This is a genomic window from Labrys sp. 22185, from assembly GCF_052045555.1.
Lineage (GTDB): Bacteria > Pseudomonadota > Alphaproteobacteria > Rhizobiales > Labraceae > Labrys > Labrys neptuniae.
The window spans coordinates 14251-40515 of the sequence record NZ_JBQEPH010000001.1 but is presented as its reverse complement, the minus strand read 5'-3'; the positions used below and the strand labels follow the sequence as shown (position 1 = coordinate 40515).

Sequence of the window (26265 nt, the reverse complement as noted above, 5' to 3'; positions counted from 1 at the left end):
ACCATGGCGGTGCATGTCGTCGGCAATGTCTGCGTCGACACGACCTTCCGGCTGGAGCGTTTCCCGGTTCCCGGCGAAACGCTCAATGCCGCCGGTCACGCCGACGGCATCGGCGGCAAGGGCGCCAACCAGGCCATTGCCACTTCACGCACGGGCGCGGACGTGACACTGTGGGCGGCAATTGGCGACGACGCAGCGGCAGGCTGGATCACCGACCGCCTAGCGGCCGAAAGTCTCGCCTGCCGCCTCACGGCCAAGCCCCTGCCCACGGACCGCTCGGCGGTACTGGTCGACACCAGCGGCGAGAACATCATCGTCACCGGAAGCCTGTGTGCGGAAGCCTTCAATCCACTCGCGGAAACGGATATCGCCGAGCAGATTGAGCTCGGCGACATCATGGTAATGCAGGGCAATTTGTCGCCCCGGGCCACCGCGGCCTGCCTGGATCTGGCCCGGCATCGCGGCGCCCGCACCATCATCAACCCCAGCCCGCTACCCGCCGCAGCAGGCCCGGCACTGCCGCCGGCCGATATCGTCATCGTCAATGAGGGGGAAGCCCAGGCGCTGACCCGCTGCGAGGACCCCGATCAAGCCGCCATGGAACTGCTTCGGCAGGGAGCCGGCATCGTTCTCGTCACCCTCGGCCCCCGGGGTTGCCTCATTGCCGAGGGAACGACGGGAAGCAACCGCCGCCTGCCGGCCCCGGTAGTCACCGCCGTCGATACCAGCGGCGCGGGTGATATCTTCTGCGGCATCTTCGCCGGCGGCATCGATCTCGGCATGACGCCAGTAGAGGCCGCCAGCCTTGCCATTGCCGCCGCCGCCATCGCGGTCGGCCGCAGCGGCACCTCGGAATCCTGCCCCAGCAAGGCGGAGATCCGCGACCTCATCAGGACATTGGAAACGGAAAAGCCATGACACCCTCCTCCAAACCCATCGGCCAGGCTGCCGGCGATGCGCTGACCAGCCTCTATGGCAGAACCAAGGTCGTCATCGGCGTGGTGCATCTGGCCCCCCTTCCCGGTTCCCCGCGCTATCAGGGCGAGGCGGTGGAGGCGATCTATCAGCGCGGCCTCGACGATGCGAAGGCCTATCTGCATGGCGGCTGCGACGGCGTGATCGTCGAGAACCACGGCGACATCCCCTTCGCCAAGCCCGACGACATCGGCCCGGAAACCTCGGCCTATATGGCGGTGGTCTCCGACCGCATCCGGCGCAAGCTCGGTCGTCCCATCGGCATCAACGTGCTCGCCAATGCCGCCATCCCGGCCCTTTCCATCGCCAGCGCCGCCGGCGCGGGCTTCATCCGGGTCAATCAATGGGCCAATGCCTATGTCGCCAATGAAGGCTTCATCGAGGGCGAGGCCGCCCGCGCCATGCGCTTTCGGGCCAGATTGCGCGCCCATGGTATCCGCATCTTCGCCGACGCCCATGTCAAGCACGGCGCCCATGCCATCGTCGCCGACAGGCCGGTGGAGGAACTGGTCAAGGACCTCGTCTTCTTCGAAGCCGATGCGATCATCGCCACCGGCCAGCGCACCGGCCATGCCGCGGATCTGAGCTATATCCGCATGATCAAGGAAGCTGCCGGCCTGCCGACTCTGGTGGGCAGCGGCGTCACTCCTGATAATGCCAACGACATCCTCTCCATCGTCGACGGCGTGATCATCGCCAGCGCCCTCAAGCATGACGGCGTGTGGTGGAACCCGGTCGATCCCGCCCGCGTGACCGCCTTCATCGCCGGGCTGGCGCGATGACATCTCCGGCAATCAAGGCTGAGCGGCTGCAGCAACGGCTGGAGGCCTTCGCCCGTATCGGCGCCACGCCGGCGGGTGGCGTCAACCGCCAGGCCCTCAGCCCGGAAGACCGGGAAGCGCGACGCTTGCTCGCCGAACTGGCACTGGCCCGGGGCTTCCAGGTCTTCCAGGACGCCATGGCCAATCTCTTCATCCGCCGCAGCGGCCGCGACGACAGCCTGCCGCCCTTGCTGATCGGCAGCCATCTCGACAGCCAGCCGACCGGCGGCCGCTTTGACGGGGCCCTCGGCACGCTCTCGGCCTTCGAGGTTCTCGAAGCGATGGAGGATGCGGGGTTGCAGACACCGGGACCCATCGAGATGGTGGCCTGGACGAATGAGGAAGGCAGCCGTTTCGCACCTGGCGTGATGGGGTCGATGGCCTTTGCCGGCGCGGCCGATCCGGCGCAATGGCAATCCCTGGCCGGCAGCGACGGCGCCTCCTTCATCGACGAACTCGCCGCAACGCTCTCCGCCCTGCCTGAGGCGGTGATGCGCCCGCTCGGCACACCCGTCTCCGGCTATATGGAGTTGCATATCGAGCAGGGACCGTCCCTGGAAAAGGAAGGCCTCGCCATCGGCGTGGTGACGGGTGTCCAAGGCACGCGCTGGCTCAAGGTGACCGTCACCGGCGAGGCCGGCCATGCCGGCACCACGCCCCTGCCCTATCGCCGCGACCCGATGGTGGCGGCCGTCGGCATGATGCATCAGCTCCAGGCCAGCGTGATGCCCTCCGATGCCGACGCCAGGCTGACGGTGGGGCGGATCGCCACCATCCCGGGTTCTGTCAATGCCATCCCCAAGGCCGTGACCTTCAGCCTTGACCTCCGCCATCCCTCGGCTATCAGGCTCGATGCCATCGAAGGCGAGGTGCGGGCCATCTGCCGCATCGAGGGCGAGAAGCAGGGCTGTTCGGTCGAGATCAGCATGGCCTTCGACATGCCGCCGGGCCTCTTCGCGCCCGGGATGATCGACACCATCGAGGCCGCGGCCGGCCGCCTCTCCTTGCCCAGCAAGAAAATGGTCTCGGGCGCCTTCCACGACGCGCTGTTCCTTGCCCGCGTCGCGCCGACAGCGATGATCTTCGTGCCCTGCCGGGACGGCATCAGCCACAACGAAGCCGAATATGTGGAGCCCGCCAGCATCAGGGATGGCGCCCGGCTCCTGCTCGAAGCGACGGTCGCGGTGGCGTATGGGGCTGCGATGACATCGGGAGGAGAGCGCCCGTAGGATCTAGGGCGTGCCATCGGCTAAGTTTGCGCCTTTGTTAGCATCATGGTAGGAAAAAGTAGCAAGATCCATGATCTTCAACAAAGGGATATGCCCTGATGGCCTCCGTGGAAAAAGTAAGCATCGCCCTGACGGTCAAGCAGATTTCGAGCCTCCGAGGTGCCGTCGAGGCCGGTGAATATGCGTCGACTTCGGAGATCGTGCGGGAAGCCCTGCGCGATTGGGAGGTCAAGCGGGAAATGCGCCGTAACGAGATCGAGCGCCTGCGCCGGGCTTGGGACGAGGGGATTGCCAGCGGACCCGGCCGAAGCATCGACTTTGAGGCTGTAAGGGCCGAAGGCCGTCGCCGCCTCGCAGCAATCAAAGCTAAGCCCTGATGGCCGCCACGCTGATCTGGACACCGCAATCGGAAGAAGATCTGCTCGATATCTACGTAGCCATTGGCCTCGACAGTCTTGCCGCAGCAGACAAGATCTATGATCGCTTGAAGGATGTTGCCCAATTGCTGCGCGATAACCCTCGTCTTGGAACCGCCCGTCCAGAAATCAGGGAATTTGCGAGAGTCCTAGTGATTGCACCCTATCTCGTCGTTTATCGGCTCAAGCCGGACGATGAGATCATGCCGGTAAACGAAGTCGAGGTCATCCGTGTCGTCGACGGAAGGCGCGACCTCACATCCCTCTTCTGATATCCTTGCCGGCGATCTGGCAGCCACGTGTGACGCACCCTTACTCCGCCAGCACCCGCGTCGAGGGGAAAGTAACCTCGACCAGCGTCCCCGAATTCTTGGTGGACTGGATGGTGAAAGCTGCCCGGTTGGCCTCCACCAGCGCCTTGGTCAGCGGCAGGCCGAGGCCGGTGCCACCCAGTGTGGTCGAGGCGACCTGGCGGAAGGGCTCCATGGCGATGGCGAGTTCGCGTTCGGTCATGCCGACGCCGGTGTCGCGCACCCTGAGCACAGCCTCGCCGCGCTCCGACAAGGTGGTGGAGATGATGGCCTGGCCGCCGGCCTGGGTAAACTTGATCGAGTTCGACAAAAGGTTCAGCACGATCTGGCGCATGCTGCGGCCGTCGGCCACCACATTGGGCAGGTTTCCGGCCAGCGCCATGCGGATGATGATGCGGTCGCGGCTGGCCTGGGGCTGCATCAGGCTGACGGACTGCTGCACGACCTCGTTGAGATTGACGCTGGAGAAGCTGAGGTCGAGCTTGCCGGCTTCGATCTTGGAGAGATCGAGCAGATCGTTGACCAGGCTGATGACATGCTCGCCAGAGGTATGGATGTCGCGGGCATAGGAGCGATAGCGCTCATTGCCCATCGGGCCGAAGCGCTCCTCCATCATCACCTCGGCAAAGCCGATGATGGCGTTGAGGGGCGTGCGCACCTCGTGCGAAATCTTGGCGAGGAAGTCGGATTTTTGCGAGGAGGCCTCCTCGGCCTGGCGCTTGGCGGCCGTCAATTCGCTCTCGGCCTTCTTGAAGCTGGTGACGTCGCGCAGCACGGCACAGAAGCGCTTGGCCTCCTCGCCCGTCCTCTCGCTGCCGAGCCGGCCGATGGTCATGAACAGCGGCACCGAACCGCCCTGGCGCACGCGCCCGATTACCTCGCGGCCGTCGTTGAGCAGACTGGCCACACCGTTGGAGCGCAGGCTGTCGAGATAGTCGAAGGCGGCCCGATGGCTCTCCGGCGCAAACAGCAGCAGGAGGTCCTTGCCGATGATCTCGCGCTGCTCATAGCCGAACAATGCCTCGGCGCTGCGGTTGATGCTGACGATGCGGCCCTGCCCGTCGAGAATCACCACGCCGTCCGTGGCGGTATCGAGCACGGCCTGGAGCTCGTCGGCCCGGCGTTCCGCCGCGTGCAGCTTGTCGGCACCGACCTCGCCGAGCGGGCGGCGAACGGAAATGAGCAGGGCGCTCTCCCCATCCCAATGCGTGGTCTGCACACGGCCGTCGACGGCAATCGTCTCGCCCGAAGCCGTTTTCAGGAGCACGCCGGGATTGGCCTCCTCGCCCGGGGGAACGGGGTCGCTGCCCGCAAAGACATGGTCGAGGCCGCCGACCTGGCGGATCGCTTCGACATCGGGATAGCCGAGCAGTTCGAGCATAGTGCGATTGGCGAATTGCAGGTCCTCGCCGCGAGCGATGAAGATACCGATCGGCAGCCGATCGATCAGGGCGACCGGCACCTTGTCGAGACGTCCGAGCTTGACCGGGCGTGCCACCGGTTCCGGCGCGCTTGCGGGCACCGTTTCGCCCGGGCCGGCCTCCGGCTCCGAAGCGGCATCCTCCAGCCAGCGGATCTCGTCGGCACTCAAGGCCGGCGTGACCACGTGTTCGGCGGGCTCGGGATCCGGTTCTACAGGAGGGATCGCCGTGTCAGGCTTTTCGGCGCGCGTTTCCGATTCCGACGCAGTTGCAGCCTTCTCGCGATCGGCATGATCGGGCTCGGCCGCGGGGCGGACCTCCTGCCTTGCCGGCTCCTCGCGGCGCTCACCCTCGATACGAGCGCCGAGAGCCTTGGCGATCTCGTGGAAGGCGATGCGCTCCGTCGGCGTCAGGCTGTGCCGTTCGAGAGGTGAACGCTCCGAGGTGGGTCTTTCAGATACAGGCCGCTCGGAGGCCGGTCTTTCTTGGGAAGGCTTGTTCGGCAGGCGCACCACATTGCTGTCGGTATTCCCTGCGGTCGCGCGAAATGTCGGCTCTTCAGGAACGGACGCTGGCGCCGGTTCCTCTTCCTCCGCCGGATCGGCGTCCTGCCAGACGATCGTGGCTTTCGGCGGCGGTGCTTCGGCCTCGACCGGGGTCGATAGCGGCCGTGGCAGGCCGGCCATGCCGAAGCCACGGAATCCGGCAAACTGCCCCTCGCCCTGGAATTGCGGCGACGCGCTCAAAGTGACCGGCGTTTCCTGGCGCGCGACTGAATCGGGCCACAGGAAGGACAGGCCGGTCCAGGTGCGCTGGCCGGCAAAGGCCCCGATGATGGCCGTGGTGTCTCGCAGGCCATGCGCCGCAGCGATGTCGGCGAAGCGCCGACCAGTCCAGTCCGCAGCCTTCCGGCCCAGGGCCTGCGCCAATTCGGTCGAAACGGAGACGAAACGTCCCTCCGCATCGGTCTGGAAGACAAAGCGCAAAGGCTTGCTGCGAGCCACCGGCGAGGGCTCGGATGCCTGGCTCCGAACGGGCTCCGGTGGCGAAGACAGCGGCGCATCGGGCCTCATCGGTTCCGCACGTTCGCCATCGGCCTCGACCCAACGCCAGGCACCGCTCTGCTCGAAGGGCTTGGCGGCGGGCGATCCACCGGACGGGATCGAGGCCGGCTCCGTGCCCGGCAAAGGCGGCAGCGTATCCGCGACCGAGGGCGGGGCCCAGCTGTGCTGGCGCCGTCCGCGCGGAAGATCGAGCGATTGCACCAGCAGCCCGAGAAATCCTTCCGTACCGTCAAAGGACCGGCAGGCACAGGACAGGGTATCGAGCGCCCCCATGCCGGGCAGGCGCAGGCGGTCGAGCCGCATGGCGCCCGGCCTCGGCAGTTTACGGGCGATGGCCGCGATCTGGGGCGAGAGCGAGACCAGGGCCGGGCTCGATTGCTGGCGCAGGATATCGGCGGGCAGCAGCCCCAGACTCTGGGCTCCGGCGCGATTGGCCCAGGCGAGCGCACGCCCGTCCAGATGCCAGACAAAGGCCGGGCGCGGGTCGTCCATCAGCGCCTGCAGGCGCTGATCGGCCATCAAAGCCGTCCGCAACATCGCCTCGATCATGCCGTTTTCCAAGAACCTGCCGAAATGACTAACAAAGTATGAATACAGATGGAAAACAAAAGGGTAAATCGCCGCTCCCCCGTCATCCCCCGCTGATCTGGGGCATGGTTAAAACGGCAAGCCTGCGCTATCGTCACCCGCACCGTCACCGGCCTGGGGACGGGGGCAACGGAGGAGACGCCTATGACAACCAAGCCGCCGAACTTCGAAATTCCGTCCGAGATGCGCGACCTGGCGGAAAAGAGCGTCGATCAGGCCAAGAAGGCGTTCGACGGTTTCATGGGGGCGGCCTACAAGGCAGCCGGTACCATCGAAGGCACGAGCGATGCCATCCAAACCGGCGGCAAGGATATCGGTCGCAAGGCCCTGACCTATGCCGAGCAGAACGTCGCGGCCGCGCTGGACTTCGCCTCGAGCCTGGTCAAGGCCAAGGACCCCCAGCAAGTGCTGCAACTGCAGAGCGATTTCATCAAGGCGCAGCTCCAGGCTTTCGGCGAGCAGGCCAAGGATATCGGTGCCACGGCCAGCAAGCTGGCTTCTGACGTCACCAAGCCGAAGAAATAGGGCCTCGTCGAATCGCGTTGCCGGGATTGCCCGTAGAGGCAGCCCGGCAAGGCCGTAGCCCGACCTCGACTCCAGGAAATGCGAGGGATTTCTTCCGGCCTCTCGGGGGGAGATGCGGGCAGGACCTCACGCGAGCATTGATTTGGGGCTTTCGGCATGGAAGCTTGCCCGGCGCGAGGTAAAATACTGCTTGAAATCTGCGTGTTAATAATTCCAGACAACTGAACTATTCTTGCCGTCACCGCAAAAAGACAGCCCTGTCTTGCATTCACGGCATATCTCTTCGTCGAGACCGCAAGCAATACTTTCCCTTGCGTAATGCAGGCCTTGCCTTCTGGACGTGAAGAGCACCGATTTGGCGGGGAATTGTCACAAAAATGCCTATTGCAACGCAATATCGAGCAAAACTCCGTCGATCCCCGCGGTTTTGACCACAAACAAAAATTCACCGATAGGCATAATTTTGGGCATGAATCGCTTAAAATTTGTGCTTTTATCGGACGATTGTGCACTGCAACAGAGTTATTGCATCGCACAAGGGCATTTGATATAGATTGTGGCAGGTGAGGTCGCCCCACATCGCGGCATGTCATGCCGAAGGCTCCTCAAGACGTTTCGTTAAGTCCACTGATCCAATTTCACCCTTACTCCCAAGGAGCGTTCTATGGTTGCCGCCAAGAACAAGACTGAAACTGAACTGGCCTTCGAAAATCTCTCCAAGCTGGAAATTCCTGCTTCCGTCCGTGACTTCGCCGAGAAGGGCGCTGCCCAGGCCAAGGACACCTATGCCAAGATCAAGGTTGCTGCCGAAGAAGCTTCCAGCGCTTTCGAAGGCGCCTACAGCACCGCTTCCAAGGGCGTTTCGACCCTCGGCCTGAAGGTCCTGGAGTCCGCCCGCACCAACACCAACGCTTCCTTCGACCATGCCATCGCCCTGTTCGGCGTGAAGACCTTCTCGGACGTGATCGAGCTCAACACCGCTTTCCTGCGCAAGCAGGCCGAGACCTTCTCGGCCCAGGCCAAGGAATATGGCGAGCTCGCCCAGAAGGTCGCCAATGAGACGATCGCTCCGGTCAAGGCTCAGGTCGAGAAGACCTTCAAGAGCGTTGCCTGATTTTTCAGCTCCGCTGACGTTTCGAGGCCCGGACTTGGTCCGGGCCTTTTTCTTTGATTGGGGGCGAATGAAAAAATCCCCTGCCTGCACACTTGAAATAGCGGAACGATCCCGCTAAACGCATGCCCAGATGCAGTTGTAGCTCAGTTGGTTAGAGCGTCGGATTGTGGCTCCGAAGGTCGGTGGTTCGAGTCCACCCAACTGTACCATCGCACGGCCTTGGTGCCGGGATGGTACAGATCTTCATTCCATGCTCCCGGAATGCTGCTCGCCCAGACATTGTCAGGCTGATTGTGCCGACCGGTCATAGGGTTTCTCGAACGCACGATTCGCGGCAGCATCGGACGCGATGCCGAGATATGGCCGCCGGTTCAAATCTTGCCGCTCTCGCGACTCATGTCGATGCCCTGAAGGCCGGCCCGCCTTCCTCGACATCTTCGCTGGCCATCCGGTAAGAATACGGATCTTCATCCTCGGATCATCGAACGGCCCAGCAGCGCCATTTCCGCTGCCATGGTCCCTGTCGCTTGCACCCGTCGAAAACCGCTCCTTGCAGCCCGATACTGGGGAGCCGATTCGATCCAGCGCCCCCTTTCAAACAAAAACGCCCCCGGTGCGACCGGAGGCGTCAAATGGGCTTTCACCCATCCTAACTCAAATTCAGGCGCGTCCCGGGACGCGACCGCAGGACTTAGGAAGCCTGCAGGCGATCAGCTGCCAGCTTGCCGGAACGACGGTCCTCGGTCAGCTCATAGGTGATCTTCTGGCCTTCCTGCAGGTCGCGCAGGCCGGCGCGTTCCACCGCGCTGATGTGAACGAAAACGTCCTTCGAGCCGTCATCTGGCTGAATGAAGCCGTAGCCCTTCTGGGAGTTGAACCACTTAACAGTACCTGTGCTCATGACGAACCTTTCCTATGGGCACGATCGAACTTCCTGCAACCGACCGGCGGCACGAAGCTCCATGGGTCGAAATTGGTAGGAAGGTCATCAGCAAGCGTGGCCATGAGACCACACAGCCAAAACGTCCGGCCGAGATCGATGGGCTTTTATGCTGGCATCGGCGCAGAAATGCAAGCGCAGCCGCGCCCGTCATATTTGACATTGAATTTACGTCGATTTGAGCCGTTTCAGGGTCAAATCGGGTCGAGATAGGGGTGTAACTGCGACGGAGCAAGTGCGGGCAGATCGGCGAGCCGCGCCGGATTGTCGTCCCGCGAGCACCTCAAATGGCTTTCGAGGGCGAGCGCCGCCTCTTCCACCCGCCCCCCGGCAAGGTGCTCGAGCACGGCTTTGTGCATGCCGATCATCTGGGGAATGTCGGTGCGCTCGCCATAACTGCCGAACGACAGATGCACCGAAATCAGCGGCAATTGGCAGCGATAGAGCGTGGCGCGCAACTCCTCATTGGCGCAGCGCAGGACGACATCCTGATGCAGATCGGTTTCGAGCCGGTGCAGCAGCGAGGCATCCGACCGCGCCTCGGCAGTATGGGCCTGTGACACCCGGTCGAGCCTTTCTTCGATGACCGACGGTTCGAGTCCTCGTACCGACTGCCGCAGAGCCGCCGGCTCCAGCAGGATGCGCATTTCGTAGAGCTCGTCGATTCGGGTCGGTGTCAGCGGGCCGGCATACCAGCGTGCATTGACTTCCTGGCGCACCAGACCGACGCGCTCGAGCCTCAGCAGGAGCTCGTGGGCGATGGTCCTGCTGACACCGAAATGCTCGGCGAGCGCCGGGGTGCGGATCTGGAAGCGCCCGAACAGCAGGCAAGAGGCCACCTGGCGCTCCAGGGCGGGATAAATCAGGCTGCGCCAATTGCGCTGCCTGAGTTCGCGCCCAAGGCCCTCGGGCAGGGTGACATGCCCGGCCAGATCGCCCGGCCTCGCCGGCACCGTACGGCTGAGGCCGACGACCACGCCCCGCAACGCCGGCCTGCGATGGACCAGGCGTTCGGCCTCCAGACGGGCCATGGCGACCACGGCCGGCATGCGACCGACACCGAAGAGATCGGTGACCGCCTTTTCCCGAATGACGAAGCCGGCCGGCAGCGCCCCCGAGCGGATATGGGAGGCCAGCGTTTCGCCGACGATCTCGTTCAATCGCCGTCTTGTCGCCGGGATGCCCATGCCGCCCCTCCCCTCGCCTCCAAGCAGACTTTTCCGGCGAGGGTCCACCTTGGCCCTGCCTGAAAAGCCCGCTCATGTTCGACATTTCTACAGCGTCTCCTCGATCGCACTCGTGACGCAACCGGAAGGAAGCCGCCTGGCCTTAGCCCCTCAACGATAGCCCGCTTCCGACAGAACCCGAATCCGGGATGCATTGGCACGGTCGACGATCGCGGCTCCGGCATCGAGGCTTGCCGGCATCAAGCCATAGCGCAAATTGAGCACGAGCTGAATCACCGGATAGAAGCCCTGGGCATAGGGTTGCTGGTCGATGGTGAAGGCAAGATGTCCCGCTTCGACCAGGCGCAATATGCCAGGCGACAGATCGAAGCCGGCGGCATAGAGCGTGCGGCCCGTTCGTTCCACCGCCACCCCGGCGCCCTCGGTGTCGGCCTGGCCGGTGGCCAGGATCGCCGAAATACCGGGCTCGCCGGCCAGGATCGCCTCGACGCGCCGGGCGGCCTCCTCGACCTGATGGCCTGTTATCGTCTCGACCCACGCGATGTCGTGCCCCTCCAGGGCCGCCTTGATGCCGTCGCGGCGTTCCTCCAGCGCCGAGATACCGGCATCGTGGAGGGTAAGCAGCACGCGGCTGCCTGGCGCGATGGCGGTTGCCGCGCGCCGGCCAAGGGTCCGGCCCGCGCCGCCGAAATCCTGCGCGATACCGCTGAGCGTACCGGCACGGCCCTTGCCCTGGTCGATGTTGAAAGCCACCACCGGAATGCCCTTGGCATGGGCCTCGGTCACCACAGGCGCAAAGGCGGCGCCATCAAAGGCAACCAATGCCAGCCCGTCGATGCCATCAGCCATGGCCTGGCGTGCGAGCACGGCCATCTCCCCGGCGTCCACCCCCTTCGTCCCCGTGAATGTAGCCTCGACATCCATCAGTGCGGCAGCATCCGCCATGCCCTTGCGGACCGGACGGAAGAAATCCTCGTCACAGGTCACGGCGATGAATTGCAGCTTGAGCCGCCTTGCCATGACAGTCCTCCCTCCATCAGCGAGCCGTGATGCGCCTGGCCGAGCCCTCCGCCTGCAAGGTGGCGAGCGCCTGTTCGTCCCAATCGATCCCCAGGCCCGGCTCCTGCGATGGCAGCGCATAGCCGCCCTCGATGCGCATTGTATTGCCGGTCACGCCGTCGAGTTGGGGAATATATTCCACCCAGCGCGCATTCGGTACGGCGCAGCACAGGCCGACATGCAGTTCCATCAGGAAATGCGGGCAGACGGCGACATTGAAGCTCTCCGCCATATGCGCCACCTTGAGCCAGGGCGTGATGCCGCCGATGCGAGCGACATCGACCTGCACCACCGAACAGGCGCGCCGCTGCAGATAGTCGCGGAAATGCGAGGGGCTGTAGATGCTCTCGCCGACCGCGATCGGGATCGAGGTGGAGGCGACCAGCCTGACATGCCCGTCGACGTCATCGGCCGGCAGAGGCTCCTCGAACCAGCCGATATCCGCCTCGCGATAATGATGGGCGCGCCGGATCGCCTCGTCCACCGCGAAGGCCTGGTTGGCATCGGTGAAGATCTCGAAGCCCTCGCCGACGGCCTCGCGCACGGCGAGGAGGCGGCCCACATCTTCGCGCACCGGACGGCCGACCTTGATCTTGCAGCCGCCGAAACCATCGGCCTTTGCCTGGAGCGCATCGGCGACGATTGCCGCCGTGTCGAGCTGCAGCCAGCCCCCCTCGGTGGTGTAGAGGCGGACCCTGTCCTGGGCACCACCGGCCATGACATGCAGGGGCAGGCCGGCCTTGCGGCAGCGTAGATCCCACAACGCCGTATCGACCGCGGCAAGCGCAAGCGAGGTGATGGCCCCCACCGAGGTGGCATGGCTGAGGAAGAGCAGGTCGCGCCAGATCTGCTCGATCATGGCGGCCTCACGCCCGATCAGGGCCGGTGCGAAGGTGTGCGCCAGCAATTCCAGCACGGAATGCCCGCCCGTACCGATCGTATAGCTATAGCCGATGCCGACGGCCCCATCGGCATCGAAGATGCGCACGATCGGCGTCTCCTGTGCCACGAAGGACTGGATGGCATCGACGCGCTTCACCTTGGGCTCGAGCACCACCATCGACAATTCGATGCGTTCGATCCTGGCCATGCTGGGCTCCCTGTATCCCGCCAAGGCATGCGCATATTCCTGATCCCGGTCGCGGGGGGCCACGGCAGGAACAGGAATACATCCTGGCTTTCTCTTCAGGTCATCAGAGCGGCCTGCCCGGGCAAAGTCAAGCATAGTGCATGGAATATGCATTATAGAGTTGCCGCCGAGACGAACCCGCAGGATTCGGCGGATTTGCTGGTGCGCGGGCCATGCAACCGGTTCCGTCTCAACAGCCGGCGGCGTATAGTCGTGAGCGCTATCCGATCATCCGATAAGAGAGGGGACTGACGTGATGCATGCTACCCCGATTACCGGTGCGCAGATCCGGGCTGGCCGTGCCCTGCTGCGCTGGACTGCCCAGAAGCTGGCGGATGCCTCCAGCCTCGGCGTGGCGACGATCCGGCGAGCCGATGCCTTTGACGACGTTCCGCAAATCACCAGCGCGAACGCCGCTGCCATCCGCCGGGCGCTCGAGACCGGCGGGGTCGAGTTCATCTCGGAACATGGCCGGGGCGTCGGCGTCCGGCTAGCCCGGCATCGCCTGCTGCAAGGGGCACAATTCGATCATGTCAGCGACGGGAATGAAGGGTGAGTAAGTTCCATCTGATTCTAAACAGGCTCCTCCCGATCGGGTCGGGGACACGACCAGGAGGGGTCTGCAAGCGACCGGACCGTCCTGGAATTGCCCGACAAGGTCCACGCATGAGTCGCGTCGGGGCGCTCTGCCTGGCAGCGGCAGCTGCCTTCATCACCACGTCGTCCGCCCGGGCCTATGACTATATGGCGCTCGGCGTCGGCACGATGCCGTGCAAATATTGGCTCTCCACCACACGCCTCGAAGGCGAGGGCAATAGCTGGATTCTCGGCTGGTGGACCGGGCTCAACAGCCGCAACGACAATCATTGGGTCGGCAGTCGCACGGACGGCAACGGCATCATCCTGGCGGTGAAGGGCGTCTGTCGGCACCAGCCCGACATGCTGCTGATGAACGCCATAGACAGCGTGTTCAGAAAAATGGCCAACCCGAGCAAATAGGCGACCCCTGGCGAGAATTCTAAAAATTTACCACGCATGCCGGCGCATGTGCGCATTTATGCCTGAATAATTGCCACGCATTGACACTTTTCGCCCTCTTCCATATACCCAACGACGTAACATTCCCCTACGTTATGTTGGTTGGCGGGCTGCTAATATTCACCTACGGAGACGGACGGATACTATGTTAAGAATTGTAAAGATCGCTGCCGCACTTGGATTTATTGCTGTGGCATCGGGCGCAGCGCAGGCCATGCCTGCCTCCACCCCGATGACGAAGGGCTCGTTGGTCGTCGACGAAATTGCCTTCCGCTGCGGACCGGGCATGGAACGCAACCGCTTCGGGCGCTGCGAATTCCGCCGCGCAGACCGTTTCCAGCGTCCCGGCCCGGCCTATCGCCGCCCGGCCTGCCCTCGAGGCACGCACCCCGCCTCGTCCGGCCGGCGCTGCGTTCCCAATCGTTTCTGAAAATAGGCGTCGGCTGTCCGACATCGGCATTGCGAGGGGGCATGGCGGACCATGCCCCTTTTTTCATGAATGTTTTCCAGAAGAGCCGAGAGGCTTCTCGACCTGGAAAACGCACCCATGCAAAGCGTTGGAGAGAAAGTGCGACATGTGGAAATCGCACTTTGCCTCAATTACTCGGCGCCGGTGTGCCAAGGGCCGTGATGGGCACCGGGCTGGTCGATGCGCTCAAAGCCGTGGGCGCCGAAGATGTCGCGCTGGGCCTGCACCAGGTCCACGGTGGCCCGGCTGGCACGCAATTGCTGCAGATAATTGAGCGCCGAGGTCAGCGCCGGCACCGGATGGCCATTGGCCACGGCAAGGCCGAGGATTTTCCGCGCAGCCGGCAGGCTCGCCTTGAGCTCGCCGGCGAAATCGGGGTCGAGGATCAGCGATTCGGGCGACGGCGTCGCCGAATAGGCGCGCGACATGGCATCGAGCATGCGCGAACGGATGATGCAGCCGGCGCGCCAGATCTTGGCGATCTCGGCGAGCGGCAGGTTCCAGCCGAATTGCTTGGAGCCGGCCGCCAAAACGTCGAAGCCCTGGGCATAGGCCAGGATCTTGCCGGTGAGCAGCGTCTTCTCGATCTCGGCGATGATCTCGGGCGTCGCCGTACCGATTGCGGCCCGTTCGGCATCGCCGAGGGCGCCGTTCACCGCCTGGCGCAAGCTGCGCATGCTGGACAGGCCACGCGCCTCGACCGCCGCGGCGATGGCGCTCGCCGGCACGCCGAGATCGAGTGCCTCTATGGCCGACCAGCGGCCCGTGCCCTTCTGGCCGGCACTGTCGAGAATGATGTCGACCAACGGCTTGCCGGTCGAGGGATCGGTGCTGCGCAGGGCCTGTACGGTGATCTCGGTGAGATAGGAGGCGAGCGGGCCCCTGGTCCAGCCTTCGAACACATCGGCAATGGCCGACGGCGCCATGCCGAGGCCGGCCCGCATCAGGCCATAGGCTTCGGCGATCATCTGCATGTCGGCATATTCGATGCCGTTGTGCAGCGTCTTGACGAAATGGCCGGCGCCGGCCGGGCCCATATAGGCACAGCAGGATTCGCCCTGATAGCGCGCGGCGATCGCCGTCAGCACGGGCTGGACGCGCTCCCAGGCCTTCTGGCTGCCGCCGACCATGATCGACGGGCCGTGGCGGGCGCCTTCTTCGCCGCCGGAGACGCCGACGCCAAGGAACTCGAAGCCCTCGGCCGACAGGGCCTGGTCATGGGCGACGCTGTCGCGATAATTGGCATTGCCGGCATCGATGATGATGTCGCCCTTGGCCAGATGCGGCTTGAGCTGGGCGATGGTCTCGTCGACGGCGGCGCCCGCCTTCACCATCAGCAGCAACGCGCGCGGCGGCTTGAGGGCGGCGACCAGTTCCTCGATCGAGCGGCAGGCGATCATGTTGCCGGCGAGATCGCCGGCTTCGACCAAGGCTTCGTCGGTACGGGCCGAGGAACGGTTGTAGACGGCGACCTTGAATCCCTTCTCGGCAATGTTCATGGCGAGGTTGCGCCCCATGACTGCCATGCCGATGACTGCGATATCTGCCTGTGCCATTTTTTCGGCTTCTCCCTGTTTGCCCGGGAGTCCCGAGCCCATCGATGCTTTCCCTGCGCTATGCCGCCTTTGGCCCCGGATGTACAGGCCTCCCGTTCTCAGGAAGCGCCTAATATTTGTGCAATCGCGCCGTAAAGTCTTTCCAGCAAACCGACAAGTCGCGTGCCTGTTCGCGAGGCAACTCGAGTGAATTGACAAGATACGGCATTTGCCGCCAGTTCCGGCGTATTGCTACCGGAATGCGGGGCTCACCGCGTGGATCTGACCGCCATCGCCAAAACCCTCGCGCGGGCGCTCGCAGCCCTCGCCGTGATCGTCGTGCTGGCTTCCCTCTCGCTGGGGCTGGCAGACGGCCTGCGCCGACCCGAGGCCATCAAGGAAGCAGTCCGGCAGGCCTTTGCCAGCCAGTCCTTCGGCGATCACGAAGCGTTCGAGCGCATCGGCCGGCACCGGCTCAGCCATTTCAGCGAATGCGTCGGCCTGTCGACGGCAATCGCGCCAGGGGCGACCAACCCGATCACTTTCACGCTGCAGTCCCCGGCCCTGCTGTGGCAGCCGCCGAAGTCAATCTGCGACAGCCTGCGCGACCAACTCGCCGGCTCCGAACAGCCACATTACCCCTATTCGCGCTACTGGCACGGCTATCGCCTCATTACCGAGCCATTCCTGTCGTTCTTCTCCTATCGCAGCCTGCAGCTCTGGGGCGGCGCCCTCCTCTTCCTGTGCGCCTTTGTGGCGCTGGCACCGTTCCTGCCTCCCGTCCTCCGAGGCACGGCGAGCCCGGCGCGGGTCGCCACGCTCCTGGCCGTGACGGCCCTGGGCCTGGTGATGACGGACCTGCCGATATCAGGCCTGACGCCGACCCACACGATTTCCCTCTCGGTCCTCCTGCTGTGCTGGACGGTCGCCTTGCGCAAGCGGGGGCCGATGGAGCTGCTTGGCTTTGCGCCCTGGGCCTTCGCCATGGGCGCGGTCTACAATTTCTTCGACTTTCTCTACAATCCCGACCTGCTGGCCTATGTGCTCGGCTGGACCCTCCTGCTGCGCGCCGTGCTGGCGGAGCAGCGCCCGCTCGGCGCCAGCCTGGTGCAGGCTATCCTCCTGCAGGCCATTGTTATAGCCGGCTATTTCGCCATGTGGGCGACGAAATGGGGCCTGGTGGTCCTCGCCGGACGGATCTTCGGGGAACAGACCTCGGTGCCGAGCCAGGATTTCGCCCGCTGGTTCGGCGGCGGCGACGGGGTCTACCGGCCTTTGCGGGCCCTCTACGAGATGCTGCTGGAAAGCGCGGCCATGCCTCTGGGCTGGTGGCCGATCGCGGCCTGCCTCCTGGCCTGGCTCGTGCTGTTCTCGCTGGCGCTGCGGCGCGGCCGGGCGGCCGGCGCGCTCGCCGTTCTGGCGCTGACGCTCCTGCCGATGCTGGTGGTGGAGCTCAAGGCCAACCACACCATCCAGCACGTCTCCTTCACCTTTCGCCTCATTCCCTTCGCCCTGGTGCTGAGCCTTGCAGGGATGGCAGCGATGCTGGGGCGCAGCGGTCCTGTCACCATATTTGCTCCGGGGCACGCGGGACGGGCTCCGTCCTGAAGCCGAAGAGATGGCGTGTCCTGATCTCCAGGGACTGCGCCAACTGCTCCATGGTATCGAGGGCACGCCGCAGCTCCGTGCCGGTGAAATAGGTGAGGAGACGCCCCGCAAGATCCGTCTCGCCGGCCTGGATCAGCACTGCGGCGCTGCGTGCAATTCGCGCCTGCTCCCCGATGAGCGTCGCCTCGATCGCCTGCCATAGTGCCAGGGCTTCGGGCAGGAAGGTTTCGTGGTGCTGGAAGAGCAGGTTGAGCAGCCGCTTGCCGGCGAGTCCGGCCGAGCGGGTCGATTCGATGCCCTGCGGCACCGCCGACAAGGTTTCGGGGCGCCCCTTCTCGGCATGGCGTGTGTCGAGGAAGCATGCGGCCTCCCCATCGCTGAGATAGCGATGCCGACGATATTCCTCCGGCACGCTCTCGATGCCCAGGAACACCGGCACGAACGGCGCCGCCACCGCACCGACCTGGGTGTGCCAGACGAGGCGCAAGGCTTCGGGCACCGCGCCCAGCAGCGGCACCACCTGGCCATAGCCGGCGGTGTCGCCGGTCAGCCTTTCCGTGCGCACGGCCCAGAAGACGTCCGCCAGGCCGATCTTCTCCGGCCGCCCCGCCCGTGCCGCCATCTCCGCTTCGATCCACTGCACGCCGGCCCAGCGGCCCTTGCCGTCGCCATAGACGGCATTGGCATCGAAGGGCGTGCCAGGCCGATGCCACCCTTGTTCCTGCGCGAAGGAGACGAAGTGCGGCGGATAGAGGAAATCCGCCCGGGTTGGATCCTCGATCGGCACCAGCCCGACATAGCCCGGCCGGGAGGCGCGAATGGCATCCGGCCCGAGCCGCTCCGCCACCCACAGACCCCGGCCACCCGAGAACTCGATCACCACCCAGGCCTCCTCGGCATCGGCGATCAGATGCGAATTGCCGCCATAGTCGGCATAGCCGTGGCGGGCGATCAGGTCGACGATGATATCGACGCCGTCGCGGGCCGTGCACGCCCGCTCCAGGACGAGGCGAGCAAGGTCGCTGTAATTGGGGCCGGTCTGATCCACCGGCGTCATCGCCACCAGGTCGGGGCGCGAAGATGACCAGATGTCGCGCACGGCGACGCCATGTTCGTTGAGGCCGCCATTGGTGAGCGGGCCCGGCACGCCCTTGTAGTAGCTGTAGCTGACGCGCAGATGCCGCGCCGTTTCGGAAACCTGCGGGATCTCGCTCATGCGGCCGGGCAGATCGGCCTGCGGCGTCACGCCGACCGGGATGCGCGCATCCGCCTCATGCCGGCAGCGAGGCAGGAGCTCGAGCCAATGGCTCGAGGGTTCATCGCCATAGCCGGCGAGATAGGCGATGCCGTCAGCCGTATGGTTCCTGCCGATATAAAGTCCGTAGCTCACCGTTTGTCTCCGCGCTGACGCTTGAGGGCCGGTAACAGGCACCGACAAGGTAGGCCGGCCTCTCCCGCGCAGCCGCGTGGCATCGTGCCGCGCATCCTGTGCGCTCGGTCACGGCAAAATAACGAGACATGCGTTAACGTTTGTGCAACCTAATCATCCCTAGCGTAAGGCTACCGGGCGGCGGGGCGCTGTAGGTGAACTGGAGTTCAACCAGGGAATGACAGATATTTCGCAAAACGCTCAGATTTCCAGCGACTGGTTCAGTTATTTTTTTAATTCGACCATGCTCAGCATGATCGTCCTCGATCTTATTGTAGCTCTCGTAATTTTAATTGCTCATCGCTGGTTTGTCTTGAACGAGCGGAAGATTAACGCCACGTCAACCACATCAGCAACTTCAACCGCGCCCGAAAAAATCGAAACTCGCCTTCCCGCCATCGCCATACGTCCTGCCGCGCTCGCCTGAGCGGGCATAGTCGGGCCGTCTCCTGATTCGGGACCGCCCTTCGCCTCGCCGCCATCGCGCCTGGCATCACAGACTTTCCTTGATGCGGCCTCATCATGGCCCCGGGCGAGGCGTACTCCCTCCAGACTAGTTCTTTCGGCGCAGGCCAACGCCTAATTGCTGACTTGGCCGCGCGACGCCTCGCTTTATCATGGCGATATCTGTTTCCCTTTCAGCCAATCGATTGCAATGACTACCGAACAAGCCAATCTTCTTCGCGCCTGCTATCTTTCCGGCCAGATGAGCGAAGCCCAATGGCAGGAGCATATCCGCAACGGCGACGTGACCGAGGAAGTGCCCTCTCCCGCCGCCGGCGCAAAGTCCCTGCCGGACATGCTGGCAGAGCTGGAAGCGATCTACGACCTGCGGCCACCGGCCAAGACACTGGTTCGCCCCGAGATTTGAGGCAGGATCGGCGTTCGCCAAGCCATAGGAAGATGTTTACGGGCCGGATCTCCGGCCCGTTTCTTTTGGCCGTCCTGCCCATCGCCCAAAAACATCGCCAGCGAATCCGCCTGACCGAAAGGTCTCGGATGCAGCGGCGCCCTGCGGCTTTCGGAGAGCCGTATCAAGGACAGATGCTTGAATGCGCAGCGCAAATCGCCGGAACGACGGCTTGAACGATCAGAAATTTCAGGAATTGAGATGGTGCTGCAAGAGAGGATTGAACTCTCGACCTCTCCCTTACCAAGGGAGTGCTCTACCACTGAGCTACTGCAGCTTCTGCCGAAGGACTTGCCCGGCGCGGCGCTCTAGTGCCACAAGGGAGGCGCCGGCGCAAGCCGGTTGCTGCATAAAGTCGTCATTTGATGAAAACACCCGTGAAAACCGAGGCCGAAAAGCGGGCCGAGCGCCTGGCCAAGGCCCTGCGCGCCAATCTCGGCCGACGCAAGAGCCAGTCGCGCGGGCGTGACGCCGGGCGCGGTGCATTATCGGGCGAAGGCCGGGAAAGTGCCGACGGCGATGCGAAAATGCCACAGGACGACAGCGAATAGGCCCTGCCGCGATTCTGCCCGGGCTTCGCCCTTGTCCGGCCTTTGCGCTTCGTTTACTCAAACCGGTTAACCTTATCTCTTACGCTGCTCGACTGCTTGCCTCCCGGCCGCCACTGCGCCGATCACGGGCGAGGCCGAAGCCATTCCGAAGGATCGACCATGGATCGAATCAAGATCACCGGCGGCGCGCCGCTCCACGGCGTCATTCCGATTTCCGGCGCCAAGAACGCTGCCCTGCCGCTGATGATCGCGAGCCTGCTCTCCGAAGACGTGCTCACCCTCACCAATGTGCCACGCCTGGCCGACGTCGCCCTGCTTGCCCGCATCCTCGGCAATCACGGCCTCGACGTCACCATTGCCGGCAAGCGCCCGGGCGAGCTGGAACTGACCGGCCAGACGGTGCGTCTCGATGCGCGCTCCATCGTCGATACCACCGCGCCCTACGAACTGGTCTCGCGCATGCGCGCCAGCTTCTGGGTGCTCGGCCCGCTGCTCGCCCGCATGGGCCATGCCCGCGTCTCCCTGCCCGGCGGCTGCGCCATCGGCACGCGCCCGGTCGACTTCCTGCTGATGGCGATGGAACGGCTCGGTGCCAAGATCGACATCGAGAACGGTTACGCCGTCGCCGAGGCGAAGAACGGCCTGAAGGGCGCCGAGATCGACTTTCCCAAGGTCACCGTGGGCGGTACCCATGTCGCGCTGATGGCCGCGACGCTCGCCGAGGGCACCACCGTCATCCACAATGCGGCGCGCGAGCCCGAGATCGTCGATGTCGCCGACTGCCTGATCAAGATGGGCGCCAAGATCAAGGGCGCCGGCACCTCCACCATCGAGATATCAGGCGTCAGCCGCCTGCAGGGTGCGCATCACCGCGTGATCTCCGACCGTATCGAGGCCGGCACCTATGCCATGTGCGTGGCGATGGCCGGCGGCGACGTCATGCTGGAAGGCGCCCAGCCCGAACTGTTCGAGAATGCGCTCGACGTGCTGCGCGAGGCAGGCGCCGAGATCGCCGCCACCAATGAAGGCATTCGCGTGCGCCGCAACGGCCACGGCATCGATCCCGTGGCCGTGACCACCGAGCCTTTCCCGGGCTTCCCGACCGACCTGCAGGCCCAGTTGATGGGCCTGATGACCAAGGCCAAGGGCAAGTCGCGCATCACCGAAACGATCTTCGAGAACCGTTTCATGCACGTGCAGGAATTGGCCCGCCTCGGCGCCCATATCCATCTCGATGGCCAGACGGCGATCGTCGAGGGGGTCTCGACCCTCAAGGGCGCGCCGGTGATGGCGACCGATCTGCGCGCCTCGGTGTCGCTGGTGATCGCGGGCCTCGCCGCCCAGGGCGATACCGTCGTCAATCGCATCTACCATCTCGACCGCGGTTTCGAGAACCTGGAACGCAAGCTTGCAGCCTGCGGCGCCCAGATCGAGCGAATCTCCGGCGAGGGCTGAGACTTTCCGCCTCGCAAAAGCGTTTTCCAGAAAAGTTGACAGACTTTTCGATTGAGAAAATGCGTAAAAACAGAGAGTTGGATCCGGCTTGCAATCGAATGACGGGGCGCGACCATGCCGGTTCGCGCCCTTTTGACATCAAGGGCTGCCCGGCATGCTGAAGATCTGGGGACGCCGAAATTCCTTCAACGTCCAGAAGGTGATGTGGCTGGTCGGCGAACTCGGCATCGCCCATGACCATATTCCTGCGGGCAGCGATTTCGGCGGCCTCGATACACCCGAATTCCTGGCGCTCAACCCCCATGGCCGGGTGCCGGTCATTGACGATGCCGGCGTCATCGTGTGGGAGTCGCACACGATCCTGCGCTACCTCGCCGCCCGCTTCGGCGCCGGGCGTTTCTGGCCTGACGATGCCGGCAAGCGCTCCCAATTCGAACGCTGGATGGACTGGTCGCAGACGGCGCTGCAGCCCGCCTTCCTCTCCGACGTGTTCTGGGGCTTCTACCGCACGCCGGAAGCCCAAAGGGACTGGCCGCGCATCCGTCGCGGCATCGAATGCTGCAGCACCCATTTCCTCCTGCTCGATCGCTGGCTGGAAGGCAGATGCCATATGCTGGGCGACGATCTCAGCCTGGCAGACATCGCCGTCGGCACCGCGCTCTATCGCTATTTCAACCTCGATATTTCGCGCCCTCACATTCCCAATGTGCAGGCGTGGTACGAGCGTATCATGGCGCGCACGCCATATCGGCAGCATGTGATGATTCCGTTCGACGATCTGCGGGGCCGTCTCGCCTATTGAGAGATGCCGATTGCCCTATCGCTCGGGCTGAAGCATCTCGCCGAGGTGCTCCTTCAGATAAGCATCGAATTCGCTGGCAAAGCGCTCCGCCACCTCGAGACGCACCTGGCTTGCCGAACGGATCATCTGGAAACCGGCATCGATGAAAATGCTGAAGGGGCGAAAGACGATACCCCGCCCCGCGAACTCGCTCGCCGATGCCGGATCGACCAAGACGATGCCCGCACCCTCGGCCACCAAGGTGAGGGCCGTGTAGGAGAGCCTTGTTTCAAGCGCGGCAAGGCGCGGCACGCCGGCCAGCGCCAATTCAACCCGCATCGCAAACAATGTGCCGGGATCCAGGTTGATGACGCGTTCGCCGGCAAAATCGCCGGGTGCGATGACGGTCTTGCCAGCCAGAGGGTGGCGCGCCGGCAGAGCGACAAGCGCGGCGGCAGGATAGGCCTCGACGAGGAAGCCGCTCCTGTCCAGCGGTTCATCCGCATAGCCGATATCGGCCTGGCCGACAGCCAGCGCCTCGATGACCATGGCGGAAGGCAGCGTATCCAGGGACACGTTCAGGCCCGGCTTATCGCGCAGGAAGCGGGCCAGGAAGCGCGGCAACAGTCCATTGCCCAAAGCGGGCATGGCAGCAATCCGCAAGGTTCCGGCCGAATGCCGCCCGATCTCCTGGGCGAGCAAAGCGATCCGGTCCAGGCCGACGAAGGAGCGTTCCACCTCTCGCATCAGATCGATCGCCGCGCGGGTCGGCCTGATCTGATTGCTCCTGCGCTCGAACAATATGAGACCGGTGGCGCGCTCCAGATCGGCGATCAGGCGGCTGACGGCCGGCTGCGTCACCGACATCAACTCCGCCGCCAGGGTCATCCGGCCGGTGCGCATGACGGCCCTGAAAGCCTCGACCTGTCTCAGATTGATCGGAGAAGCCATAACATCTGCTTATTCGCGAGCACGGAATTCGAATTTGCGCGAATACAGCGGCGATGCAAGTCTGCGTCAACCGAACAAGCTGGAGAGAGCGCATGGGCGCCCAGTCGCTTCTGACTTCGCTGTATGGCTACAAGGCCTGGGCCGACGATCTCCTGCTGGATGCGATGATCGAGCTGGAGTGCGCCGGCCCGCCCTCTGATTTCGGCCCGGCGCTGCGCATTCTCAATCACGCTCACATCGTCGATCGCATTTTCATGGCGCATCTTGAGGGGTTCAGCCATGGCTATGACAACAACGAGCCAGATGACCTGCCGTCGCTGAAGCCTCTCTCCGCAGATATTCGCCGGACGGACGGAGCCTATATCGACTATGTCGCCGGCCTGTCGGCGGAGGAGTTGCAGGCACCCATTCGTTTCAGGTTTACGGACGGACAACCCGGACGCATGTCACGCGAGGAAATGCTGGCGCATGTCGTCACGCATGGCGGCTATCACCGCGGCGAGATCGGCCGCCTGCTGCCGCAGATCGCGCGGGCTGCCTCGGTGGACGTTTTCGCGGGTTACCTTCACCGGTTCGATCCGGACCGTCGAACCTAGCGGGGAGTCGGCGCATTCCCCCGATCACGACGATCGATCGACATTCCGTCTCCTCGCCCATGGATGGTCGGCGTCAGGCCTTGCCAGCCCGTGCTCATTTCCCGTCGAGGAAGCCCAGCAGCGCCGCATCGAACAAGGCCGGATCCTGCAGGAAGGCAAAATGGCTGGCATTGGGCAGGATCAGAAGGCCGGCGCCGGGAATGGTGGCGGCGATATATTCGGTATGCTCGCGCTTGATCGCCTCGTCATGATCGCCATCGACCACCAGCACCGGTGTCTTGATCGCCTTGAGCTGCACATCGGTCCAGCTTGGCTGTGTCGCCCACATCTGGCTGATCTGCCCGACAAAGGCCTCATACTCCTTCGGTGTTGGCGACAGCTTGGCATATTCCTTGCCGGCCCGTTCGATATAGGAGGCGAAGGTTGGATTCTTGTCGACTCCGTCCTTGACGCCTGACGTCACGGTATTGGCCGCAAAGGCGAAGACCTTGTTGACACGATCGGGATGGCGGATGGCCAGATCGATACCGAGAATGGCACCGTCACTCCAGCCGACGATGTCGGCTTGTCTGATCTTGAGCTTGTCGAGCAGCGCGACGACGTCGTCGGCCATCAGATCATAGCCGTAGGGCTTGGTGTCCCGGCTCGAGCGGCCATGGCCGCGGCTGTCGACGAGGATCACCTTATGACGGCGTGCCAGGGCCTTGGCCTGCAGGCCCCAATAGTCGGAATTGCCGAGGCCGCCATGCAGCAGCACGACCGGCGCTCCCTTGCCGAGGGTCGCGTAATAAAGCTTGATGCCGTTGATGTCGGCAAAGCTGCCTTTGGCGAGGGGCGCCGGCGTCGGCGGCAGCGTCTCCCAGCGCTCAGCCGCCAGGACCGCGCCGAGCGAGGCGAAAACCAGGAAGCAGGCGGAAAAGGCGGCGAGGATGATGCGCATTGGAAGATCCATCGACTCGAAATCCGATCGAGTCGACGATTCATCATTTGGGCACCGGCGTCAAAGTCTATTGAAATTGTTAGCTATTATCGCGACGCATACCGATCCTGGCCTGCACCACCCCCGTCCGCATTCATCCCGAGCCAGCGATACCAGGCCTCGGCGCTGCCATTGAAGACGTTGAGGTCGATCTTCTCGCCCACGCCCTGCGAAAGGCCCGAGCCGGAATATTGCCAGAACACCCACTTTCTGCCCTCGAACACCTGGGAAGGATGGCGGGCGACGGAGCGCAGCCAGAACGGGTAATCGAGAAAAGCCCCTTCCAGATTGTCGTGGTAGAAGCCGGGCGCCGTGTAGATGATAGGCCGTTGGCCGTAATGTCTTTCGACGATGGTCAGGAAGGCCTGCATGTTATCGCGGATGTTGCTGGGCGAAGGTCGCCGCTTGCAGGCCGAATCCGCGTTCCATTCGACATCGAGCACCGGTGGCAGCGCTCCCGGGATGCGCGGCACGTTACGGATGAACCAGCGTGCCTGCTCGGCGCCGCTGCGGCACCAATAGAAGAAGTGATAAGCGCCGCGACGCAGGCCCGCCTCATGCGCGCCGCGCCAATTGCGCTTGAATAGGGGATCGAGATGGTCGCCACCGTCGGTGGCCTTGATGAAGACGAAGTTGGCGCCCTGCTGGCGCAAAGTCTGCCAGTCGATGTCGCCCTGCCAACGTGAGACGTCGACGCCATGGACCGCAAAGGCGCGCGGCGAAGCCCTGCCGAAATTGATCGGCTTGGCATCCCGGAAGCGGCGGCCATAGATGCGCTCGCGCGGACCCGACCTGACCATTGGCGCCGCCATGACCGCCGCCACCGGCTCGGGGGGTAACGCGACTGGCCGCAGTGGCGGCTTGGAAATCGGCGGCGGCATCATGGCTACCGTGTCCGGCGGCACGCCCTCGGGCAGAGGCTGCTGGATCGGTTCCGGCTCCGGTGGTGCCGGAATGGAGGAAGCGACCGAGCCCGTGGTCTCCGGCGGCCGGATGGGCCGGTCAGGATCGCCGCTGATGGCACTGCAACTCGCAAGAGCGAGACAGGCGACGAGAATGGCTGGCAGGCCCAGTACGCGCATGGATACTCACGTCAACAAACGCCGGAACGATCGGCCCCAGTCCCCCCGGAAGCCGTAACGAAACGTTTGTGCGTAAATCGCCAACAAAGATTGAATCAAAAG

The 26265-nt window shown here is 64.0% G+C and carries 27 protein-coding genes and 2 tRNA genes; 18 read left to right on the top strand and 11 right to left on the bottom strand.

The features are described 5' to 3' along the window. Window positions 1–3: 3 nt before the first annotated feature. From ACTJKX_RS00195 to ACTJKX_RS00175, 5 genes are all read left to right on the top strand, one after another. Window positions 4–918: a PfkB family carbohydrate kinase gene (locus tag ACTJKX_RS00195; RefSeq protein ID WP_440723980.1), complete on the top strand. Its 915-nt coding sequence runs from the start codon at window positions 4–6 to the stop codon at window positions 916–918. Then, window positions 915–1757, top strand: coding sequence for a BtpA/SgcQ family protein (locus ACTJKX_RS00190; protein ID WP_440723979.1), 843 nt, complete (start codon window positions 915–917; stop codon window positions 1755–1757). The genes ACTJKX_RS00195 and ACTJKX_RS00190 overlap by 4 nt, the downstream gene beginning before the upstream one ends. Then, on the top strand, window positions 1754–3025 hold the full coding sequence (locus tag ACTJKX_RS00185; protein ID WP_440723978.1) for a Zn-dependent hydrolase: 1272 nt from the start codon (window positions 1754–1756) through the stop codon (window positions 3023–3025). Before ACTJKX_RS00190 ends, ACTJKX_RS00185 begins: the two co-directional genes overlap by 4 nt. A gap of 98 nt (window positions 3026–3123) precedes the next feature. Continuing rightward, window positions 3124–3402: a ribbon-helix-helix domain-containing protein gene (locus tag ACTJKX_RS00180; protein WP_394310585.1), complete on the top strand. Its 279-nt coding sequence runs from the start codon at window positions 3124–3126 to the stop codon at window positions 3400–3402. Then, window positions 3402–3713, top strand: coding sequence for a type II toxin-antitoxin system RelE/ParE family toxin (locus tag ACTJKX_RS00175; protein WP_440723977.1), 312 nt, complete (start codon window positions 3402–3404; stop codon window positions 3711–3713). Before ACTJKX_RS00180 ends, ACTJKX_RS00175 begins: the two co-directional genes overlap by 1 nt. Window positions 3714–3753: 40 nt before the next feature. On the opposite strand, the gene ACTJKX_RS00170 is transcribed toward ACTJKX_RS00175, so the two are convergent. Beyond that, window positions 3754–6786 (bottom strand): PAS domain-containing protein, encoded by a 3033-nt coding sequence (locus ACTJKX_RS00170; RefSeq protein WP_440723976.1) that lies wholly within the window; start codon window positions 6784–6786, stop codon window positions 3754–3756. Between the two features lie 183 nt (window positions 6787–6969). On the opposite strand from ACTJKX_RS00170, the gene ACTJKX_RS00165 reads away from it, so the two are divergent. From ACTJKX_RS00165 to ACTJKX_RS00155, 3 genes are all read left to right on the top strand, one after another. Next, window positions 6970–7350, top strand: coding sequence for a phasin (locus tag ACTJKX_RS00165; protein WP_311942575.1), 381 nt, complete (start codon window positions 6970–6972; stop codon window positions 7348–7350). Between the two features lie 664 nt (window positions 7351–8014). Then, complete coding sequence (locus ACTJKX_RS00160) at window positions 8015–8464, top strand: phasin (protein WP_068286655.1); 450 nt, start codon at window positions 8015–8017, stop codon at window positions 8462–8464. A gap of 132 nt (window positions 8465–8596) precedes the next feature. Further along, window positions 8597–8673: transfer RNA gene (locus ACTJKX_RS00155), tRNA-His, on the top strand. A gap of 482 nt (window positions 8674–9155) precedes the next feature. Here the strand turns inward: ACTJKX_RS00155 and ACTJKX_RS00150 are convergent. The 4 genes from ACTJKX_RS00150 to ACTJKX_RS00135 all read right to left on the bottom strand — a co-directional run bounded on the left by ACTJKX_RS00150 (window position 9156) and on the right by ACTJKX_RS00135 (window position 12740). After that, window positions 9156–9365, bottom strand: coding sequence for a cold-shock protein (locus tag ACTJKX_RS00150; protein WP_068286658.1), 210 nt, complete (start codon window positions 9363–9365; stop codon window positions 9156–9158). 233 nt (window positions 9366–9598) lie between these two features. Then, on the bottom strand, window positions 9599–10591 hold the full coding sequence (locus ACTJKX_RS00145) for a GntR family transcriptional regulator (protein ID WP_394310590.1): 993 nt from the start codon (window positions 10589–10591) through the stop codon (window positions 9599–9601). Between the two features lie 150 nt (window positions 10592–10741). After that, window positions 10742–11611 (bottom strand): substrate-binding domain-containing protein, encoded by an 870-nt coding sequence (locus ACTJKX_RS00140; RefSeq protein ID WP_440723975.1) that lies wholly within the window; start codon window positions 11609–11611, stop codon window positions 10742–10744. Window positions 11612–11627: 16 nt separating this feature from the next. After that, the gene (locus tag ACTJKX_RS00135) at window positions 11628–12740 is read right to left on the bottom strand and encodes a mandelate racemase/muconate lactonizing enzyme family protein (RefSeq protein WP_367625130.1); all 1113 of its coding nucleotides are present in this window, start codon (window positions 12738–12740) and stop codon (window positions 11628–11630) included. A 295-nt stretch (window positions 12741–13035) separates the two neighbouring features. On the opposite strand from ACTJKX_RS00135, the gene ACTJKX_RS00130 reads away from it, so the two are divergent. The 3 genes from ACTJKX_RS00130 (at window position 13036) to ACTJKX_RS00120 (ending at window position 14247) form a co-directional block, all read left to right on the top strand. Further along, on the top strand, window positions 13036–13335 hold the full coding sequence (locus ACTJKX_RS00130) for a hypothetical protein (protein WP_068286669.1): 300 nt from the start codon (window positions 13036–13038) through the stop codon (window positions 13333–13335). A 110-nt stretch (window positions 13336–13445) separates the two neighbouring features. Continuing rightward, window positions 13446–13778, top strand: coding sequence for a hypothetical protein (locus ACTJKX_RS00125; RefSeq protein WP_311942589.1), 333 nt, complete (start codon window positions 13446–13448; stop codon window positions 13776–13778). Between the two features lie 253 nt (window positions 13779–14031). Next, a complete protein-coding gene (locus ACTJKX_RS00120) occupies window positions 14032–14247 on the top strand; it encodes a hypothetical protein (RefSeq protein ID WP_311942592.1) in 216 nt (71 codons plus the stop codon). Window positions 14248–14417: 170 nt separating this feature from the next. Here the strand turns inward: ACTJKX_RS00120 and gndA are convergent, their stop codons facing one another. Further along, complete coding sequence (gene gndA, locus ACTJKX_RS00115; RefSeq protein WP_440723974.1) at window positions 14418–15842, bottom strand: NADP-dependent phosphogluconate dehydrogenase; 1425 nt, start codon at window positions 15840–15842, stop codon at window positions 14418–14420. Window positions 15843–16097: 255 nt separating this feature from the next. On the opposite strand from gndA, the gene ACTJKX_RS00110 reads away from it, so the two are divergent. After that, the gene (locus tag ACTJKX_RS00110) at window positions 16098–17429 is read left to right on the top strand and encodes a hypothetical protein (protein ID WP_440723973.1); all 1332 of its coding nucleotides are present in this window, start codon (window positions 16098–16100) and stop codon (window positions 17427–17429) included. On the opposite strand, the gene ACTJKX_RS00105 is transcribed toward ACTJKX_RS00110, so the two are convergent. Further along, entirely contained in the window at window positions 17386–18819 is a 1434-nt protein-coding gene (locus ACTJKX_RS00105) for a C69 family dipeptidase (RefSeq protein ID WP_440723972.1), read from the bottom strand. The genes ACTJKX_RS00110 and ACTJKX_RS00105 overlap by 44 nt on opposite strands. Window positions 18820–19036: 217 nt before the next feature. On the opposite strand from ACTJKX_RS00105, the gene ACTJKX_RS00100 reads away from it, so the two are divergent. Next, complete coding sequence (locus ACTJKX_RS00100; RefSeq protein ID WP_311942602.1) at window positions 19037–19285, top strand: hypothetical protein; 249 nt, start codon at window positions 19037–19039, stop codon at window positions 19283–19285. A gap of 228 nt (window positions 19286–19513) precedes the next feature. Then, window positions 19514–19729 (top strand): hypothetical protein, encoded by a 216-nt coding sequence (locus ACTJKX_RS00095; protein WP_440723971.1) that lies wholly within the window; start codon window positions 19514–19516, stop codon window positions 19727–19729. Between the two features lie 241 nt (window positions 19730–19970). On the opposite strand, the gene ACTJKX_RS00090 is transcribed toward ACTJKX_RS00095, so the two are convergent. Beyond that, window positions 19971–20045: transfer RNA gene (locus tag ACTJKX_RS00090), tRNA-Thr, on the bottom strand. Window positions 20046–20145: 100 nt separating this feature from the next. Here ACTJKX_RS00090 and ACTJKX_RS00085 point away from each other — a divergent pair. The 3 genes from ACTJKX_RS00085 to ACTJKX_RS00075 all read left to right on the top strand — a co-directional run bounded on the left by ACTJKX_RS00085 (window position 20146) and on the right by ACTJKX_RS00075 (window position 22576). Then, a complete protein-coding gene (locus ACTJKX_RS00085; RefSeq protein WP_440723970.1) occupies window positions 20146–20319 on the top strand; it encodes a hypothetical protein in 174 nt (57 codons plus the stop codon). A gap of 159 nt (window positions 20320–20478) precedes the next feature. Beyond that, entirely contained in the window at window positions 20479–21774 is a 1296-nt protein-coding gene (gene murA, locus ACTJKX_RS00080; protein WP_311942611.1) for a UDP-N-acetylglucosamine 1-carboxyvinyltransferase, read from the top strand. Between the two features lie 154 nt (window positions 21775–21928). Beyond that, entirely contained in the window at window positions 21929–22576 is a 648-nt protein-coding gene (locus tag ACTJKX_RS00075) for a glutathione S-transferase family protein (protein ID WP_440723969.1), read from the top strand. Window positions 22577–22591: 15 nt separating this feature from the next. Here the strand turns inward: ACTJKX_RS00075 and ACTJKX_RS00070 are convergent, their stop codons facing one another. Continuing rightward, window positions 22592–23506 (bottom strand): LysR substrate-binding domain-containing protein, encoded by a 915-nt coding sequence (locus ACTJKX_RS00070; protein WP_440723968.1) that lies wholly within the window; start codon window positions 23504–23506, stop codon window positions 22592–22594. Between the two features lie 92 nt (window positions 23507–23598). On the opposite strand from ACTJKX_RS00070, the gene ACTJKX_RS00065 reads away from it, so the two are divergent. Beyond that, a complete protein-coding gene (locus tag ACTJKX_RS00065; RefSeq protein ID WP_440723967.1) occupies window positions 23599–24102 on the top strand; it encodes a DinB family protein in 504 nt (167 codons plus the stop codon). Between the two features lie 94 nt (window positions 24103–24196). Here the strand turns inward: ACTJKX_RS00065 and ACTJKX_RS00060 are convergent, their stop codons facing one another. Continuing rightward, a complete protein-coding gene (locus ACTJKX_RS00060; RefSeq protein WP_440723966.1) occupies window positions 24197–25054 on the bottom strand; it encodes an alpha/beta fold hydrolase in 858 nt (285 codons plus the stop codon). Window positions 25055–25128: 74 nt separating this feature from the next. Then, window positions 25129–26163, bottom strand: coding sequence for a glycoside hydrolase family 25 protein (locus ACTJKX_RS00055; RefSeq protein WP_440723965.1), 1035 nt, complete (start codon window positions 26161–26163; stop codon window positions 25129–25131). Between the last annotated feature and the right edge of the window lie 102 nt (window positions 26164–26265).